This window comes from Ruminococcus flavefaciens (genome assembly GCF_900116855.1).
GTDB lineage: Bacteria > Bacillota > Clostridia > Oscillospirales > Ruminococcaceae > Ruminococcus > Ruminococcus flavefaciens_R.
In genome coordinates this window covers 216,514-232,857 of record NZ_UETD01000006.1, presented here as the reverse complement: position 1 = coordinate 232,857, position 16,344 = coordinate 216,514, and the positions used below count along the sequence as shown (strand labels likewise).

Sequence of the window (16,344 nt, the reverse complement as noted above, 5' to 3'; positions counted from 1 at the left end):
ACACCGCAGGGTGTTAAAATCCGAAGCCCTTAGCCATCAGGAAGCGGCTTTGCCGCTTTATTATCGGGCGGCGGAACGCCGCCCCAACATCAGGCTAACGGCTTAAATCAGAAGTGTGTGATTTGGAACGCTTGAGGAACTTTTCATGCAATGTATATTTTCCGATTTTATGTCAAAAATAAAGTCGGAGGTGTTAGTGTGAAAAAAAACGAACTGACCGATAAGAATTACGCAAAAGTCTCAAAGGGCTTCTATGCCGCTCTGGTCATCAGCGTGGCAATGGTGGGAGCTGCCTGCCTTTTCGCTCATAAGCAAGGGGATAAGCTGTCTCAGAAGCCGAATTCTCCCGTTGTGCAGGATGCTCAGGTAAACAAGCCCGTCACCGACATACCCAAAGCAACTGCCCCTGCACAGAGAGCCACAGCTCCTGCGGTTACTGCTCCCGTTTTCAATGACGAGCCGCAGATCACCATTCCTGCCGCAGAGATAACCGTTGACGCAGCCGTTCCCGAGGAGCACGGCTTTGCTGAGCAGCCCGAGGCACCTGCCGCTGCCGTGGACAATATGTCCTCTGCAGCCGCTCCACTAAGTGATATGAGCAATGTGCTCTCTCCATTCAGCAGCGGTGAGCTTGTAAAAAACGAGACCACAGGCACATGGCAGACCCACAACGGCACGGATATCGCCGCTGAAGTGGGGGCAGATGTATTTGCTGCGGAAAACGGTGAGGTAGCTTCCGTGACCAACGACCCACTGTGGGGAGTCTCGGTCCTCATCGACCACAAGAACGGCTTTACCACCAGATATTGCGGACTGGGCGCCGATCTTGCAGTTCAGCAGGGCGACACCGTTGACTGCGGTGCTGTCATAGGAGCAGTAGGCGAAACTGCCGATATAGAAAGCTCTATGCCGCCCCATCTGCATATCGAGGTCACTCACAACGGCAAATTCATCGACCCCATGACAGTTCTCGGCTCACAGTAACAGAGGATCACTTCCGTAACGGCGGGAGTGATCTTTTTCTTGACAAATCAATGCTTCTGTGATATAATCATGTTTATATTTTTATAAACGGAGGTATTGTCATGAAAGCACTCGTTATCAATTGCAGCCCCGTCAGGAACGGCGCTACGGCGGAGATAGTAAGGATAGTCTCGGAGAAGCTGTCGGCGAGGTACGAAACCAAAAGCATATGTATTGACGACTATGAATTCAGCTTCTGCAAGGGCTGCCGCAGCTGCCATGAGACAGCCCGCTGTGTTCAGAGCGATGATATTGACCGTATAATGGAGGAGTTTGACAGCGCTGACATCATTGTTTCCGTGGCGCCCTCATACTGGGCAGATATCCCCGGGCAGTTCAAGGCGTTCATTGACAGATGTACTCCGTGGTGCAACACACATGAGCCCCATGCAGCTATAAAGAGCGGCAAGAAAGGATATTCCGTCGCCCTGAGGACAGGTCCCTCCATGAGAGAGTGCGAAAGGATAATCGGAAGTATCGAGCATTTCTACGGTCACCTTGAGATAGAATGCTGCGGCAGTCTGGGACTGTGCTCCGTGGAATACAGAGAGGCGGTTGAGCCGCGCAAAGCCGAGATAACCGCTTTCTGCGGTAACATATAAAAATAGCCTGAGGATCAACCCTCAGGCTATTATGCTTATTTATCTTGGCGGAAGGAAGAAATTGAGCGCATTTACCAATTTCAGTACATTGCTCTCGTTCCTTGACTTGGCAGCGATCTCTGTTCCGAGATTTGATGAGCTTCTGATGTTTACTCCCGTCTTTCCGTCGGGAAGGACTCCAAGAGTAACATAGACCTCCTCGCCCCATGTAAAGAGCGATATGCCCGTGCTGAACTTTACTCTGTAAGCAGCTCTGTCCGCAGACTTCAGCTTCAGCTTTACCTGTGCAGCTGCACGCATGACTGCATCAAGAACCGCATTTATGTCATAATTATAGACATAGTTCTGCTCATAATTACCCCAAGCCATATCTTATACCTTCTTTATGATCAAGCCTTGTTTACGCTGCCGAAGAGTTCCATCTTCTCCTTGACCTTAGCCTTGATAGCCTCAAAGCCGGGTGCGAGAAGCTTTCTGGGATCGAAGCCCTTGCCCTGCTTGTCCTTGCCTGCTTCAACATAGCCTCTTGTAGCCTCTGCGAATACCAGCTGGCACTCTGTGTTAACGTTGATCTTTGCAACGCCGAGAGAGATAGCCTTTGTGATCTGGTCGTCAGGGATACCTGTACCGCCGTGGAGAACGAGGGGCATTTCGCCGACTGTCTTGTTGATAGCCTCGAGAGTCTCAAAGCTGAGTCCCTCCCAGTTTGCGGGATATACACCGTGGATGTTACCGATACCTGCAGCGAGGAAATCTACGCCAAGATCAGCGATCTGCTTGCACTCTGCGGGATCTGCGCACTCGCCCTTACCGATAACGCCGTCCTCTTCACCGCCGATAGCGCCTACCTCAGCCTCGATTGAGAGACCAAGACCGTGAGCAACGTTAACGAGCTCAGTTGTCTTAGCAACGTTCTCGTCGATGGGGAAGTGTGAACCGTCGAACATGATAGATGTAAAGCCAGCCTTGATGCACTTGTAGCAGCCATCATATGAGCCGTGGTCGAGGTGAAGTGCAACAGGAACTGTGATACCGAGAGACTTGTCCATAGCTGCAACCATAGCTGCAACAGTCTCGAAACCGCACATATACTTGCCTGCGCCCTCAGAAACACCGAGGATAACGGGGCTATTGAGCTCCTGAGCTGTGAGAAGGATAGCCTTTGTCCACTCAAGGTTATTGATATTGAACTGACCTACTGCGTATTTGCCTGCTCTTGCTTTCTGGAGCATTTCTGTAGCTGAAGTTAACATAGATATAATTCCTCCTGAGAATTCATTTACGGGGCTCATGACCCCATCGTTAATATTATATCATAGCTTGCGGTGAATTGCAAGAGTTTCCGAAAATTTTAGCAATATAAGTTAACGATGGGCAATTATTGAGGGAAGCCGTATGATGTTAGCAGAAATAACTAATCGGAGTATAATAATTGCTATGCATAACAGAATTGAACTATTAGTTTTTATCTATACTTCCTTTTATTCTTCATCATGTTCTGGAGCATCATTTTTCTCAGCATTTAACTTTTTATTTATATTATAAATGTTTGTCGAAATGAAAACTATACCTTCGCTCATTGTTCCAGTGATATCGTCTTTTATTTCATTAACATTTTCACAAAGTTCAGCAAAAGCAAAAATAACAAGATGAATTATATAATTGGGAATTATTGCCACCAAAAAAATAATTAACCATAAAATATAATTTTGAGTTGTTTGATAAGCGATAAACATAAATAAGATAAATAATATAAGTGTGGATAAAGAGAATGATAGTACAATAATTGTCTTTAGTTTTCCACCTGCTTTTTTGAACATATTAACACCTCCTGATTGCCTGATATCCGATTGGATATATCACAATAATTATATACCTGTTTGGATATGCTGTCAATACAATCTTAGTAATCTATGATAAACTTTAGTTGATAATATAAAATAAAGGCGGTGCTTTTGTGTACTATTTACAACGGTTAAAAGATCTCCGTGAAGATAAAGACCTACAGCAAATAGATATAGCAAATCTTTTAAACACTACACAGCCACAGTATTCACGTTATGAAACAGGAGAAAGAGAATTGCCGATACGTCACCTTGTTACACTTGCAAATTTCTACGGTGTTTCCGCTGATTATATACTGGGAAGAACGAATGATAAAAGGCTATATAAATAAAAACGGGACTTTAACATATAAAAGCTCCCGTTTTTTCAATATTAAAGGGCGGATAGCTCCGCCCTTATTCTTATCGGTACACATTCTCAGTTTATCAGATTATCAGTTGCTTTTTAGCACAATGTACTTTATCATATTAAATCGTAATAGTGATAATCTGATAATGTGATAATGCTGTTCTCAGAGCCTTCGGGGCAACGTCATTATGAGTGAGCTTCCTCCCTTATCTCCAGACCTGCCGTATCGTACATGACCTTAGCGTGATTTTTTCGGATAAGCTTCTTCTCGATGTGGTTGCCTGTTTTGCAGTCCACCTTGTCGCGATATATCTCACCGTTGCGGTAGACGGTCCCGTTTTCACGGGAAAAGAAAACGTTTTCGGCGGAAATATGGTACTTGTAACGCTGACGCTTGTCCGCTCTCAGCTCACCGCAGAGGTACTCGTCCGTAGTGTGTACAAGGAGCTGATAAGTCCTGTCCGTATTATTGGTGAAGCGGTAGTCAAGGTAGTTATACATTATGGAAGTACCAGTGCCGAAGGGTATCTTTCGCTGAAAATCGGGGAAAAGGTCCAGACCGTCGTGGTGGTGGTGCTCGGTGATATCCATATCCGAGTGGAGTATCATCCAGTGTATGAGGTTGGTCATCTGGCACATTCCTCCGCCAACTCCCGAAGACGGGTGGTCCGCAAATATGGTGAGTCCCTCCTTGAAGCCCTTTTTCTCGGTGAGTTTGCCCACCAGATACCAGAAGGAGAAGGTCTCGTGGGGACGTATGATAATGCCGTTTATTCTGGGAGCAGCCAGTGACAGGTTTACCGCCTTGTTCTCCTGAAGCGCCATGTTTACGTTGCCGAGTCTTCGCCTGATGAGTGAATTATGTTTATAAATGAGATACTCCAGCGGCTCCTCCTGCTTGGAAGCGGCAAGATGCCTTGCAGTGAGGAGGTTCTTGACGGACCTGAGAAAAATGCATTTCTTCTCGGAAATAGCATAGGTCAGTGGGGATATCTCACAGAAAAGTCTGCGTTTTATAATTGTCATCTCCATGTTTGTTTTTTTTATAACAATTATACATCATATGCACAATAGTGTCAATACAATAATTGCGGTATGTGAAAATAATATTGCCCCCGAGTGCTCATCTGAACACACAGGGGCATTTATCAGTTATAGTTGGGGTCCTGAGAAGCCTCGGGAGCGTATGCATTGGGGTCATAGGGGATAACGGGTTCAGTGGGAACAGCTGCGGGATATTCTGTCCAAGGCTGCTGTTCCTGAGGTGTCCAAGGCTGCTGCTCGTTGTAGGGAGTCTCATTGGCAGGCTCGGTATAGGGCTCTGTGGTTATCTCCGCTGTGGTAGTTGTAGTAGTTGTTGTGGTAGATTCGGTAGAGGAGGTGGTGGTAAGCTCGGGACGTATCTCCTCGGGAAGCTTCTGCTTTGTGGGCTTTACGCCGTTAAGTCCGTAGCATTCCTGATAGGCGAGAATGATATCGCGTATCATATACTTTGAGTACTCACCGTCCTCGATGACGCCTGCGAAGGCTATCTCGGGGTTATTTGCGGGAGCAAAGCCGATGAAGAAGGAGTTCTGCTTTTCGAGGTTTGCGCCTGTCTGAGGAGTACCTGTCTTTATTGCCACATCAAAGCCAAGGTTGCTGAGAGAGTGGTTTGCAGGCATATTGTGAGATGCGTCTATCATACCGCCTATGATGAAGTCATAGAGGTCGGGAGTGTTGAGCTCGATCTGCTGAGCGATAGTGGGCTCGGTCTTTTTGATAAGACTGCCCGAGCCGTAGCTGTAGTAGCTGTCTACCAGATATGGCTGATATCTTACGCCGCGGTTAGCGATGGTGTTTGCCACAACAGCCATCTGAAGGGGAGTCATACCGCAGTCCTGGTTACCGATACCTGCCTGAATAACATAACCGACATACCATTCCTGACCGTTCTCGGCAAAGGTCTCGGGGTTACAGAGATAACCGGGAGCGTCCCCTGTCTCAATGCCCGTACTGGAGCCGAGTCCGTAGAGCTTTGCATACTTTGTGATGTTGTCGATACCCAGCATTCGGGAAACTTCATAGAAATAGGAGTTACATGATACCTCAATGGCACGGCGCACGGTGATATTGCCGTGATATCCCGTACAGGAGTAATGGGTGCCGTAGAAATCGTAGCCCTGATTACATACCAGAGGGGTTCCGCCTGTTACCACGCCCTCATTGAGAGCTGCCGTAGCGGTAACGGTCTTGAATGTGGAGCCGGGACGGTAGAGACCGTAGGTGCAGCGGTTTACCAGAGGCGAATTTGCAGCCTGAAGGAAGTAATCGTAGTTTTCCGAATAGTCCTTGAGGTTGTATGTGGGTGCGGAAGCCATGCCCTTAACGGCACCTGTTTTAGCGTCCAGTACGCAGATAGCTCCGCACTTGGCATCGAGTATGCCGGGCTTCGGGTTGATAGCAGGGAAGCCTGCGATGAAGTTATCAAGTATGCCTTGCAGCTTCAGCTGGAAGCTTCCGTCCACTGTGAGCTTTATAGTCTCGCCTGAGGTGGCTTCGGAGATCGTCTTTACGTCGCGGACCTTTCCGTCCTTGACAGCTATCTGCTCCTCGCCGTTGACACCGCGGAGGGGAGTCTCCATAGCAGCTTCGATACCGCTTTTTCCAAGGGTGTCGTTGTAGCTGTAGCCCTTTGTTTTCAGCTCGTCGTACTCCTCGGCGTAGATAGGACCGACTGTGCCCAGCTCGTGGGGGAGAATATCTCCGCGGACTATACGTCTTTCGGAAGCGTCAACAGCTTCGATGCCGCGGTAGAAGTTTCCAAGCTCCTTCATGTCGATGACAGTCTGCTCGTCCACTCCCTCAGCCAGCAGCAGGTCGTTGCTGTATGAGAAGTCCTTGTCTATCATCTGATAGCGCATACCTGCGATGATACGCTTCTCCTCGTCGGTGTACTTCTCGTCTATCTCATAGTCGGAAATGAGCTTGTCTATGCAGTTTTCCGCAGTGGCATAAACGTTGAGGTTGAGGTCAGAGATAAGCTCCTCGGTGTCATTGGATTTGAACACATAGGGCTTGCTGAAAGATATGGGGATGCTCTCCTCGAACTTTATGCCTCTTTCCTCAAGGGCTCTGTAAATGCCCAGCAGCGCCTTGTTTCCCTCCTGAAGGTCGGTGGGGAAGAAAGCCATCTGGAGCACAAGGTCTGTACGGGAGTCATTGGTGATGAGCACATTACCCGCATAGTCCATTATCTCTCCTCGGGTAGCCTTTACGCCCTTGGTGTAAGTGAGGGTGCCCGGCTCATAGAGCTGGGGCGTAGCTATCTCCTTGTCGCCCACCACCTGAATTTTCATAAGGCGGAAGGAGCTGAGGAGCGCCAGCGCAACTACCAGCAGTATTATAATGATAGATTTGAGATTTTCCGCAAATCCTTTCAAAGGTCTGCCTCCTTTATGATTATGACCGCACGGGAAAGTGCGGTCTGTGTCTTTATCTTCTGTTTTCTGTCTGTATGTTAGTGTTGATAGCCTCCTCGATAGTCAGGTGCTCACGGGGCATGAGGAGACGGTTTACCAGCTTCAGCACAAGGAACACGAATACTGACGAAATGACCGTATACAGCCATACCTTCATGGAGACCTTCCTGAATATGCGTCCGACGTGCTCATAGTCCCATATCTGGTAGTAGAACTTGTAATCCAGCCAGCACTGTAAAAAAGCAGCGGCAGCAGTAATGATGAAGTAGTTGATGAACCTGTCCTTCAGATACAGCTCAAATACCAGATTTGCTGCGATACAGAACACCGTGAGTATGACGGCGTTGTAGCCGAAGAGCTTGCCGCAGCAGATGTCGATGAGAAATCCGCAGATGGCTCCTGTTACCGCAGAGGCATAGATGTTGTTGTTGACAGCTATACCCACAGCCAGCGGCACAAGCAGTATGGGCTTATAGAGAGTGCCCGAGGTCATTATGATGAAGCTTATGAAAATGAGCAGGTAGTAAATCATCCACCGCAGAGTGGTCTTGAAGCGGAGGATATGCTGCTCACGGGTAGTTCTAATCCTCATCCTTGTCTTCCTCCTTCTTGCCGCTGAAATCGGTTATAACGATGACAGAGGTAAGACGGGTAACGTCCACACAAGGCTGTATATCGGCGCATACTGAAAGACCGTTGGAGTCGAGGCCGATATCGAGGATGGTACCTATGGGGTAATCCTTGGGGAAGAGTCCGCTGGTTCCCGTGGTGATCATGAGGTCGCCGCGCTTGAGCTTGTTCTTCTTTGGAACGTGTATGAGCTTGGTCTGACCGCTTTCCGATGAGAGCACATTGCCCTCGATAATGCCCTGATCGGCACTTGATGATGAAGCCATTGCGGCTACGGAAAGATCGGGTGAGAGGATAGTCCTTACGGTGGAAACGTGCTCGGACACCTCAACGGTAATGCCCACCAGTCCCTCGGCGGTAACAACGGGACAGTTCACGAGAATGCCGTCTGCCGAGCCCTTGTCGATAGTGAAGGACTTGAAGGGATCGTTGGTGACATAGCCCAGAACGCCGCAGGGCTGTGAGAGCATATAGTCCTCATGCTCCTCCTTTATGGAAACGAACTTTCTGAGCTCCTCCACCTCAGCCTTTATGGCGTCGTACTCGGTGAGCTGAGCATTGAGTTCGCCTATCTGCTTTTTCAGCTTCTGGTTTTCCTCGTAATACTTATCCGCGTTGGAGAGCTTATCAACCGTGCCCTCCATCTTCATGCTTATGCCGTTTGAGGCAGCGCGGAAGGGCTTGGTGATGGTGTTGATAAATGAAGCTCCCGAAACGGAATAGCCGCCCTTGGTGACAGCATATATCATAATGCCCACAAGGAAGGCGAGAAAGCCAAGAAGTATCTTGAAACGGGTGCTTTTTAAGAAATCACGCATGGCGCTCCTCCTTAATAGTACTTGACGTTTTCGGTGAGAGCGTCCTGATAATCGCTGATGTTCTCCAGTATCTTGCCTGTGCCTTCTGCAACGCAGTCCAGCGGATATTCCGCGATATAAACGGGCATACCCGTCTCGCGGTTGATGAGCTTGTCCAGACCTCTCAGGAGGGCGCCGCCGCCTGCGAGGGTAATGCCGTGGTCGATGATGTCTGCGGAAAGCTCGGGAGGAGTTTCCTCAAGGGTGGACTTGATAGCGTCGATGACCCTTGAAAGGGGCTCTACCAGAGCATCGCGGATCTCCGCGGATGTAACGATGATATTCTCGGGGAGACCGTTGAGGAGGTTTCTTCCCTTGATCTCCTGAGACTCCTCCTTCTCACTTGGGAAAGCGGAGCCGATATCAAGCTTGATGTTTTCGGCAGTTCTTTCGCCTATGAGGAGGTTGTACTTTTTCTTGATATAGTTGATGATAGCCGCATCGAACTCGTCGCCTGCACATCTTACAGAGCGTGAAGCCACGATGCCGCCCATGGATATAACAGCCACCTCGCTGGTGCCGCCGCCGATATCCACTATCATGCTGCCTGCGGGCTCGTTTGTGGGGAGACCTGCGCCGATAGCCGCAGCCATAGGCTCCTCGATGATGAGGACGTTGTTAGCGCCTGCCTTCTTGCAGGATTCGCGTACAGCACGTCTCTCAACGGCGGTAACGCCCGAGGGAATACAGATGATAACATTGGCTTTGGTGAAAAGGGTGCCCTTGAGGGCTTTCCTAATGAATTCCTGAAGCATAGTCGTCGCGATGTCGAAGTCAGCGATAACGCCGTCCTTGAGAGGTCTTACGGCAACGATAGAACCGGGGGTCCTGCCGATGACGTCCTTAGCCTCCTTGCCGACATAGCGGCATTTATCAGTTCTGGTATTTACGGCAACTACCGAAGGCTCTCTTATTATTATACCTTTTCCCCTCATATATACAAGGGTGTTAGCAGTTCCCAGATCAATGCCGATATCTTTTGTAAACATTTTGAAGCTCCTTAATTTATGCTGTTATCGTATTTACTCACATTATATTATATCACCAATGGGAAATATGTACAAGTTTATTCCGCGGGGATTTTCCCCATGTCGGAAAATTTAGTATAATACGGAAACTAAAGGGGAGGCAGGTGATAAAAAACTGTCGAAAAATACAATAATGATCACTTGTCAGCGCATATCTTGCCTACGGTCTTGATGTAGGTGTATATCGCGATGGCGATGAAGATGACCTGAGCCACGCTGATGCTGAGGCTGAAGCCGAAGGTCAGGGAAATTATGTCAGTTGAGAATGTACTGGGTTTGAGTGAGATACCTCTTGACCAGCCCAGCCATGCAAATGAACCTGATGCAGAATTTGCGATCACGCCGCCGAGGACGCAGGCACAAATCAGAAGAAGCAGAAAATAGAGTGTTTTTTTCATGATCGATCTCCTATCTTTTGTTATAAAGCATTTATCATATACCCGATGAGCCGAAGCCGCCGCTGCCTCTTTCGGTCTCGGTGAGTTCGTCGCTGACTTCAATATCGGGCATTAATATACGGGTGGGTATCAGCTGGGCTATACGCATACCGTGTTCAACGGTAAAGGGCTCTCTGCCGTGATTTATGAGGGGTACGAACCATGCTCCGCGGTAGTCGCTGTCCACAACGCCCACACAGTTGGCGAGGGAGACTCCGAATTTTGAGGAGAGTCCCGATCGCGGATATATGAGGAGGGCGATATCGTCGGAATCGGTCTGGGCAGTTATGCCTATGGGGATCATTTTTATCTCTCCGACAGCAAGCGTGACGGGACCGTCAAGACAGGCGCAAAGATCAAGGCCTGCACTTCCTGCGGTGGCCCTTGTGGGGATAACAGCCCTCGGGTCCAGCTTTTTGAATGTAAGTTTCATTATTGGATACCTCTGTAATAAAGTCCGCGGGTGATGTTTCCCTGCGGCTTGCGCCCTGAGAGGGCGGATCTGGTGCCGTCGGCGTCCTCGTCGGAGAGGTATATCACGCCGAAGGAGATATTATGTATTTCGTCGAGCCTGTCAAGCATACACAGTCTGTCTGAGTTGAGTATCTCGGCGTAGTCCCTTGTACAGACCACAGGGAGCTCCCTGCCTGTGCGGTCGATGAGCTTTTTCGTGCATTTTCTGCAGCCCACCTCGTTTTTGATGGGGCAGTTTCTTGTGAGCATCAGGGGCAGGCGTCCGTATATGACAGCTCCCAGCGGGAGAGCTGTGCTGACACTGCCAAGCTGACCGAGAGTAGCCTCCACGGAGAAAACGCAGTCCTCAAGTCCAAGCTCGTGCAGATATTCTGCGCTGTAAGAGTTGAACACATTGAGGGTGAAGCTGCCGTGGAGCTTCATACCCAGCTTCTTGCCGATGGCGACGGAGTCGGGGGTGTGGCAGTAAAGTCTGCCGACGCCCTTGGAGATAAGCTCCTCGAGACGGCTTGTGAGCCTGTCCTCGTCGGTGATGAAGCGGGGAGGTGATACTATTATCTTATCCCTGTCCACGGTGCCGAGAATATCATCTGTGAGCAGCTCCTCGGGGATGATGAGAAACTCCGACATATCAGCCGCCGCTTTTATCTGTTCGGCGGTGCGGCAGAAGGTCCTCACAGGCAGCCTGTCCGCAGTCTGCACTGCATGAGCGGCAGGTACGGCAGGGGAGTAATCCGTGACCGTATATTTCGGGGTATGTTTTTGTGTGACGAGCTCTGTCAGCTTTTCCGTCACCTGTCGGCGGAGCTCATTGAGCTTTCCTGCAGGGACAATAAGTCCCTCATCTATGTCGGCAGTGAGCCTTCCAAAGCTGAACACCGTGTCTCCCAGTTTGGAGAGCTGCTTTGTCAGCATAGCCTCATCGGTGGGGCGGTTCATAGCCTTCTCGGGGACATCGCCCTGAGCAGAAGCAGTAATATCGCCGCAAACAGCCTCTATGACCACAGGCTGTCCCTCTTTTATGACAGCACGGAAGTCCGCGGTATGAGCCTTTCGCTCAAAGCGGTACAGCTCATGTATCTTGGGTATCAGCTCATGGGCAGAGATAACGTCGTCCTTTTCGCGTACTCCGAACATATCCTGCCTTTTGCCTGTGTAATAGCCGTCGGTGAAGCCTCCGCGTGAGAAAACTCCCCTGAGCATAGCCATATCGGGGGTACCGCCTTCAAGAGCAGCCTTCAGCTCGCTAACGGCGGAAGCCACATATTCGGGGCGCTTCATGCGTCCCTCTATCTTGAAGGAGTCGACGCCCATATCCGCAAGCTCACGGGCTTTCGGCAGCAGTGACAGGTCTTTCAGCGAAAGGGAAGCCCTGTCCTTATTTCCCACAGCGGAAAAGGGCAGTCTGCAAGCCTGTCCGCAGCAGCCGCGGTTGGCAGAGCGTGAGCCTATCATCGCCGACATATAGCACTGTCCCGACACAGACATACACAGAGCGCCGTGAACGAATATCTCCGTCTCGATACCTGTGCGGCAGATACGGGAAATAGTGTCCTTATCCAGCTCTCGTGCGGGGACAACTCTTGCATATCCCAGTTTTTTGAGCATTTCAGCTCCTGCAGCAGTGTGTACCGACATCTGAGTTGAGCCGTGGAGCACAGCATCGGGGACGCAGCGGCGGATAAGCTCCGCACAGCCCCAGTCCTGAACTATAAAGGCGTCAACACCGCACTGAGCGGCGGACTTTATGTACTCGCAGAAATCCTCAGCCTCATCGTCGGAGATGACAGTATTCACAGCCAGATCAAGCTTTGCACCGTATCTGTGGCAGAGGCTTGCTGCATCAGCTATCTCCTCAAGGGAGAAGTTTGCGGCACTGCTTCGTGCAGAAAAGCGCTTTCCGCCTATGTATACAGCCTGAGCGCCGGAGCGGAGAGCCGCACGGAGAGTTTCCATGCTGCCTGCGGGAGCCAGTATCTCGGTTTGTTTCATTAAATGCTGTCGCTGAGCTGCTTGAGCTTGACCATATTCTCAAGCTGAACGATCTTGGACTTGAGCACCTCGATCTCCTTCTGGGCAGCGTCGCGCTCGATTCGTGTCCTGCCTGCCTCGTCAACGTACTCCTTGGTCTGGTCGCGGATATTGTCAAGGCGCTGATTAGCCTTGTTGAGGTCGTCGAGGAGAGCCAGCGACACCATTATGGAAGCGGCATAGGGAGAAGAACCGTTAGCCGATGTGATCTCGTTGATCTTAGTCTCCAGCGCTCTTGCGAGGGCGAAAACGTAATTCGGAGCTTCGGCGGTCTTTATCTTGTACTCCTTACCGCAGATGATGACTTTTACTTCATTAAGCATTTGTATCGTCCTTTCCGTGGCGTAAATTTAACCACCTTACATTATACACTATTTTTTATGAAAAGGGAAGTGTTTTTTGAAAAATATTTATTTTTAGCGGTTAGTTGACGGTGAGAGTGTAGGGACGACCATTGGTCGTCCGAGAGTTGACATTATTATAAATCAGTATTTAACACCGCAGGTGTTAAATTCCGAAGCCGTTAGCCTGATGTAGGGGCGGCGTTCCGCAGCCCGATAATAAAGCGGCAAAGCCGCTTCCTAATTGCTGAAAGCTAAAGGCTAAGGGCTCATTTATCCTCAAAAACGAAAATATGATCATCAACATTTCTTGGCAGTGATCCGTAATCAGAGAGCCCCTTTGCTTCACGAAAAGCGCGTTTTATAGCTTCACGGATATCAATGCGATCATTTTGCAGCTCATTGGGAATGCTTATCCAGAGCTTTGGAGGATCATAAGTTATGTCGGGTTCGGGAAGAATAAATTCAAATAAATGTGACTTATAAAGCATTTTAAAAATGACAGGTGTTTCGACTCCGTGCTTCCCTGTACAAACGATATAGATATCGTTTTCTCTGTCGGCGCCCCACTGTGACCACTTTTCATCATACAAACGATCGGATACTTTTTCATATAATTCTTTGTCATTCTTGTCAACTTTTTCATAAACAAACATAATTGCATACCTCAGATCACTATCTATACAACATTTAGCGGAGCTGAATTTTGATTTGAGTTTAGAGTTGAGAGTTTAGAGTTGAAAGTTGTGGAGTCGCCTGCGGCGACAATATTTAAATATTGTGAGCGAAGCGAACACATTAACTCTCAACTCTCAACTTTCAACTATCAACTTAGCGCATACGCGCTAAATTCCGATTTATCTCAGCAATGTTTATCAGCTTGCGTGACGTCGCTGGCGCCGTCCCCTGCAAGCTAACGGTTCAATAATACCGTTTTAAGCCTATGACCTTGCCGAGGACCTCCACCTCGTCCACGATAATTGGCTCCATGGTGGGATTTTCTGGCTGGAGACGGTAGTGTCCTTTCTCCTTGAAGAAGCGCTTTACGGTAGCCTCCTCATGGTCGATGAAGGCAACGACAATATCACCGTTTTCAGCGTAGTTCACACGCTGGACGATGACTATATCACCGTCGAGGATGCCTGCGTCTATCATGCTCTCGCCGCGTATTTTCAGTGCAAACAGCTCCTGAGGGTCAACACCGGGAGCTTCAAAGCCGATGTAGCCCGTGATGTCCTCAACGGCAGTGATAGGCTGACCTGCGGTGACGGTACCCATAACTGGGACGGAAGTGGTGCCGCTGTTAGGCAGGCGCAGGGTGCGGTTTAAGTTTCCTGTCTTTTCGATAAGTCCCTCACGGACCAGAGTTTCTATGTAGCGGTGGGCAGTGGACGTGGACTTGAAGCCCATAGCGTCCATTATCTCCCTTACCGACGGCGACATTCCGTCGCTGAGACGTGCTTTTATATAGTTGAAAACAGCGATTTCCTTATCCTTCAGCATAGTTTATTCCTCCGAAAGCTTTTTCAGTATCATTTTAGCGATCTTGTAGGCATCTCCGCAGCCAAGAGTTATGACAAGGTCTCCCTCCTGAGCGTGTTCGCAGACATAGTCGCAGATCTGCTCAAAGTTTGCGTATTTTCTCTCGTCAGTCCACTCGGCTGACTCGTCCTGCGGGAACCATATGCAGTCCGGTATCTTTTCCGCAAGGTGTCGTGTGAAGATGCCGTAGGTGTTCTTTTCACGGCTTCCCATGATATCGGTGAGGACAGCATGGTCGGGTATCTGCAATACTCTTGCGAAGTCGTCCAGCAGGAGCTTTGTACGGGAGAAGGTGAATGGCTGGAAAACTGCCCATACATGGTTAAAGTTCATCTCCATAGCAGCATTGAGTGTAGCCTCAAGCTCTGTGGGGTGGTGAGCGTAGTCGTCCACAACGGTTATGCCCTTCTCAAAGCCCAGCTTCTCGAAGCGGCGCTTGGCTCCGCGGAACTCCTCCAGACCCTTCTGTATGAACTCAAAGTCAACGCCCACATATCGTGCAGCGGCAACTGCTGCAAGGGAGTTGAGCACATTGTGGATACCTGCCACATGGAGGGTTACGGTGCCCAGCTTTTCGCCCTTGTACATGGCGTCATAGGTGGTGAGGAGACCGTTCTCGTGCTTTACGTTTTCGGGATAGTAGTCACAGGAGCTGTCCCTGCCGAAGGTGATTATCTCCTTGCCGCTTATGCCCTCCAGAGACTTCATGGAATTCTCGTCTGAGCCGTTGATGATTATGCATTTTGTGGTGTTCTCGTTGAACTTGCGGAAGGACTTGATGATATTCTCGAGAGTGCCGAAGTAATCCAGATGGTCGGCATCGATATTGAGTATAACGGATATATCGGGGAAGAACTTGAGGAAGTGGTCCTCAAATTCGCAGGATTCACATACCATTATATCACTTTTGCCTGCGATTCCGCTTCCGCCGATGCAAGGCAGCTTTCCGCCGATATATGCGGAGAGGTCAACACCTGCGGTATAGAGTATCTGAGTGATCATTGAGGTCGTGGAGGTCTTGCCGTGAGTTCCCGAAACGCAGATAGCGTTGTCGTACCAGCTTGTGACGATACCGAGAAGGTCAGCACGTTCAAGTACGGGAACTCCGCTGGCTCTTGCCGCCATGAGCTCGGGGTTGTCAGCCATGATAGCAGCGGTGTGGACGATAAGGTCTGCGCCCTCGATGTTCTCGGCGCGCTGCCCTACGAAAACGGGGATACCCATTTTTCTTACGGCGTCAAGAGTCTCTGTCTCGTTATTGTCCGAGCCTGTCAGGTAATAGCCCTGAGAGTGGAGTATCTGTGCGAGGGGGTACATACCCGAACCGCCGATACCAATGAAGTGAATGTGCTTTTTTCCTTTTAAGATGTTGATATCCAAAATGATCACCTTTCTTTGAATGAATAGAATAGCCCCGATGTGAGAGGCTGATATAAGCAGTCCGCAGCTCTGCGGACAGGACTTTCGAGTGAAAAAGCTGTGCTTTTATAGCACAAAAATATTAAAAAATTAAGAATTAATGTCAATTAATATGACACTGATGAGTAATTATTTGGCTCTATCACGTTGTTTTCACCGTTCTTTCACCGCTTTAAAACGAAATAATTATAATTTTTCCTTAAAGGAACGCAAAAATAGCTTGCATTTTTACAAAATATGCTGTATAATAGTTCATAGGTTTACTTTCTGCTGAAAACGGTTGAGAAAAAGAAATAATTTTTCAGC

Annotated in this window: 18 protein-coding genes; 3 read left to right on the top strand and 15 right to left on the bottom strand. The window is 49.1% G+C overall.

Going from position 1 to position 16,344, the window contains the following annotated elements; all coding sequences use genetic code 11:
• Nucleotides 1-198: 198 nt before the first annotated feature.
• Entirely contained in the window at nt 199-984 is a 786-nt protein-coding gene (locus DSZ37_RS07930) for a M23 family metallopeptidase (RefSeq protein ID WP_109726377.1), read from the top strand.
• A gap of 101 nt (nt 985-1,085) precedes the next feature.
• Nucleotides 1,086-1,625: a flavodoxin family protein gene (locus DSZ37_RS07925; RefSeq protein WP_181380276.1), complete on the top strand. Its 540-nt coding sequence runs from the start codon at nt 1,086-1,088 to the stop codon at nt 1,623-1,625.
• Between the two features lie 39 nt (nt 1,626-1,664).
• Here the strand turns inward: DSZ37_RS07925 and DSZ37_RS07920 are convergent, their stop codons facing one another.
• The 3 genes from DSZ37_RS07920 to DSZ37_RS07910 all read right to left on the bottom strand — a co-directional run bounded on the left by DSZ37_RS07920 (nt 1,665) and on the right by DSZ37_RS07910 (nt 3,445).
• Complete coding sequence (locus DSZ37_RS07920; RefSeq protein WP_109726375.1) at nt 1,665-1,994, bottom strand: hypothetical protein; 330 nt, start codon at nt 1,992-1,994, stop codon at nt 1,665-1,667.
• Between the two features lie 20 nt (nt 1,995-2,014).
• Entirely contained in the window at nt 2,015-2,878 is an 864-nt protein-coding gene (gene fba / locus DSZ37_RS07915; protein WP_109726374.1) for a class II fructose-1,6-bisphosphate aldolase, read from the bottom strand.
• A gap of 228 nt (nt 2,879-3,106) precedes the next feature.
• Nucleotides 3,107-3,445, bottom strand: a complete 339-nt coding sequence (locus DSZ37_RS07910) for a hypothetical protein (protein ID WP_109726373.1) — start codon at nt 3,443-3,445, stop codon at nt 3,107-3,109.
• A gap of 137 nt (nt 3,446-3,582) precedes the next feature.
• On the opposite strand from DSZ37_RS07910, the gene DSZ37_RS07905 reads away from it, so the two are divergent.
• Entirely contained in the window at nt 3,583-3,801 is a 219-nt protein-coding gene (locus tag DSZ37_RS07905) for a helix-turn-helix domain-containing protein (RefSeq protein WP_109726372.1), read from the top strand.
• A 203-nt stretch (nt 3,802-4,004) separates the two neighbouring features.
• Here DSZ37_RS07905 and DSZ37_RS07900 read toward each other — a convergent pair whose 3' ends face one another.
• From DSZ37_RS07900 to murC, 12 genes are all read right to left on the bottom strand, one after another.
• Complete coding sequence (locus DSZ37_RS07900; protein ID WP_205521493.1) at nt 4,005-4,850, bottom strand: VanW family protein; 846 nt, start codon at nt 4,848-4,850, stop codon at nt 4,005-4,007.
• 116 nt (nt 4,851-4,966) lie between these two features.
• Complete coding sequence (locus tag DSZ37_RS07895; RefSeq protein ID WP_109726371.1) at nt 4,967-7,240, bottom strand: penicillin-binding transpeptidase domain-containing protein; 2,274 nt, start codon at nt 7,238-7,240, stop codon at nt 4,967-4,969.
• Nucleotides 7,241-7,292: 52 nt separating this feature from the next.
• Entirely contained in the window at nt 7,293-7,871 is a 579-nt protein-coding gene (mreD, locus tag DSZ37_RS07890) for a rod shape-determining protein MreD (protein WP_109726370.1), read from the bottom strand.
• The gene (mreC, locus tag DSZ37_RS07885; protein ID WP_109726369.1) at nt 7,861-8,727 is read right to left on the bottom strand and encodes a rod shape-determining protein MreC; all 867 of its coding nucleotides are present in this window, start codon (nt 8,725-8,727) and stop codon (nt 7,861-7,863) included. Before mreC ends, mreD begins: the two co-directional genes overlap by 11 nt.
• Nucleotides 8,728-8,738: 11 nt before the next feature.
• On the bottom strand, nt 8,739-9,755 hold the full coding sequence (locus DSZ37_RS07880) for a rod shape-determining protein (RefSeq protein ID WP_109726368.1): 1,017 nt from the start codon (nt 9,753-9,755) through the stop codon (nt 8,739-8,741).
• 176 nt (nt 9,756-9,931) lie between these two features.
• Entirely contained in the window at nt 9,932-10,192 is a 261-nt protein-coding gene (locus tag DSZ37_RS07875) for a DUF4321 domain-containing protein (RefSeq protein ID WP_109726367.1), read from the bottom strand.
• 34 nt (nt 10,193-10,226) lie between these two features.
• Nucleotides 10,227-10,664, bottom strand: coding sequence for a dUTP diphosphatase (gene dut / locus DSZ37_RS07870; protein ID WP_109726366.1), 438 nt, complete (start codon nt 10,662-10,664; stop codon nt 10,227-10,229).
• Nucleotides 10,664-12,697, bottom strand: coding sequence for a U32 family peptidase (locus DSZ37_RS07865; protein ID WP_109726365.1), 2,034 nt, complete (start codon nt 12,695-12,697; stop codon nt 10,664-10,666). Before DSZ37_RS07865 ends, dut begins: the two co-directional genes overlap by 1 nt.
• The gene (locus tag DSZ37_RS07860; protein ID WP_109726364.1) at nt 12,697-13,059 is read right to left on the bottom strand and encodes a cell division protein ZapA; all 363 of its coding nucleotides are present in this window, start codon (nt 13,057-13,059) and stop codon (nt 12,697-12,699) included. The genes DSZ37_RS07865 and DSZ37_RS07860 overlap by 1 nt, the downstream gene beginning before the upstream one ends.
• A gap of 287 nt (nt 13,060-13,346) precedes the next feature.
• The gene (locus DSZ37_RS07855; RefSeq protein ID WP_109726363.1) at nt 13,347-13,733 is read right to left on the bottom strand and encodes a hypothetical protein; all 387 of its coding nucleotides are present in this window, start codon (nt 13,731-13,733) and stop codon (nt 13,347-13,349) included.
• Between the two features lie 265 nt (nt 13,734-13,998).
• Nucleotides 13,999-14,580, bottom strand: a complete 582-nt coding sequence (gene lexA, locus DSZ37_RS07850; RefSeq protein ID WP_109726362.1) for a transcriptional repressor LexA — start codon at nt 14,578-14,580, stop codon at nt 13,999-14,001.
• 3 nt (nt 14,581-14,583) lie between these two features.
• Complete coding sequence (gene murC / locus DSZ37_RS07845) at nt 14,584-15,999, bottom strand: UDP-N-acetylmuramate--L-alanine ligase (protein WP_109726361.1); 1,416 nt, start codon at nt 15,997-15,999, stop codon at nt 14,584-14,586.
• Nucleotides 16,000-16,344: the final 345 nt, after the last annotated feature.

What these genes read in the sequence shown, in the direction of transcription:
- DSZ37_RS07925 (WP_181380276.1), top strand. Translation starts at nt 1,086, where the DNA reads ATGAAAGCACTCGTTATCAATTGCAGCCCCGTCAGGAACGGCGCTACG.
- DSZ37_RS07920 (WP_109726375.1), bottom strand. Translation starts at nt 1,994, where the DNA reads ATGGCTTGGGGTAATTATGAGCAGAACTATGTCTATAATTATGACATA.
- fba (WP_109726374.1), bottom strand. Translation starts at nt 2,878, where the DNA reads ATGTTAACTTCAGCTACAGAAATGCTCCAGAAAGCAAGAGCAGGCAAA.
- DSZ37_RS07910 (WP_109726373.1), bottom strand. Translation starts at nt 3,445, where the DNA reads ATGTTCAAAAAAGCAGGTGGAAAACTAAAGACAATTATTGTACTATCA.
- DSZ37_RS07900 (WP_205521493.1), bottom strand. Translation starts at nt 4,850, where the DNA reads ATGGAGATGACAATTATAAAACGCAGACTTTTCTGTGAGATATCCCCA.
- mreD (WP_109726370.1), bottom strand. Translation starts at nt 7,871, where the DNA reads ATGAGGATTAGAACTACCCGTGAGCAGCATATCCTCCGCTTCAAGACC.
- mreC (WP_109726369.1), bottom strand. Translation starts at nt 8,727, where the DNA reads ATGCGTGATTTCTTAAAAAGCACCCGTTTCAAGATACTTCTTGGCTTT.
- DSZ37_RS07880 (WP_109726368.1), bottom strand. Translation starts at nt 9,755, where the DNA reads ATGTTTACAAAAGATATCGGCATTGATCTGGGAACTGCTAACACCCTT.
- DSZ37_RS07875 (WP_109726367.1), bottom strand. Translation starts at nt 10,192, where the DNA reads ATGAAAAAAACACTCTATTTTCTGCTTCTTCTGATTTGTGCCTGCGTC.
- dut (WP_109726366.1), bottom strand. Translation starts at nt 10,664, where the DNA reads ATGAAACTTACATTCAAAAAGCTGGACCCGAGGGCTGTTATCCCCACA.
- DSZ37_RS07865 (WP_109726365.1), bottom strand. Translation starts at nt 12,697, where the DNA reads ATGAAACAAACCGAGATACTGGCTCCCGCAGGCAGCATGGAAACTCTC.
- DSZ37_RS07860 (WP_109726364.1), bottom strand. Translation starts at nt 13,059, where the DNA reads ATGCTTAATGAAGTAAAAGTCATCATCTGCGGTAAGGAGTACAAGATA.
- DSZ37_RS07855 (WP_109726363.1), bottom strand. Translation starts at nt 13,733, where the DNA reads ATGTTTGTTTATGAAAAAGTTGACAAGAATGACAAAGAATTATATGAA.
- lexA (WP_109726362.1), bottom strand. Translation starts at nt 14,580, where the DNA reads ATGCTGAAGGATAAGGAAATCGCTGTTTTCAACTATATAAAAGCACGT.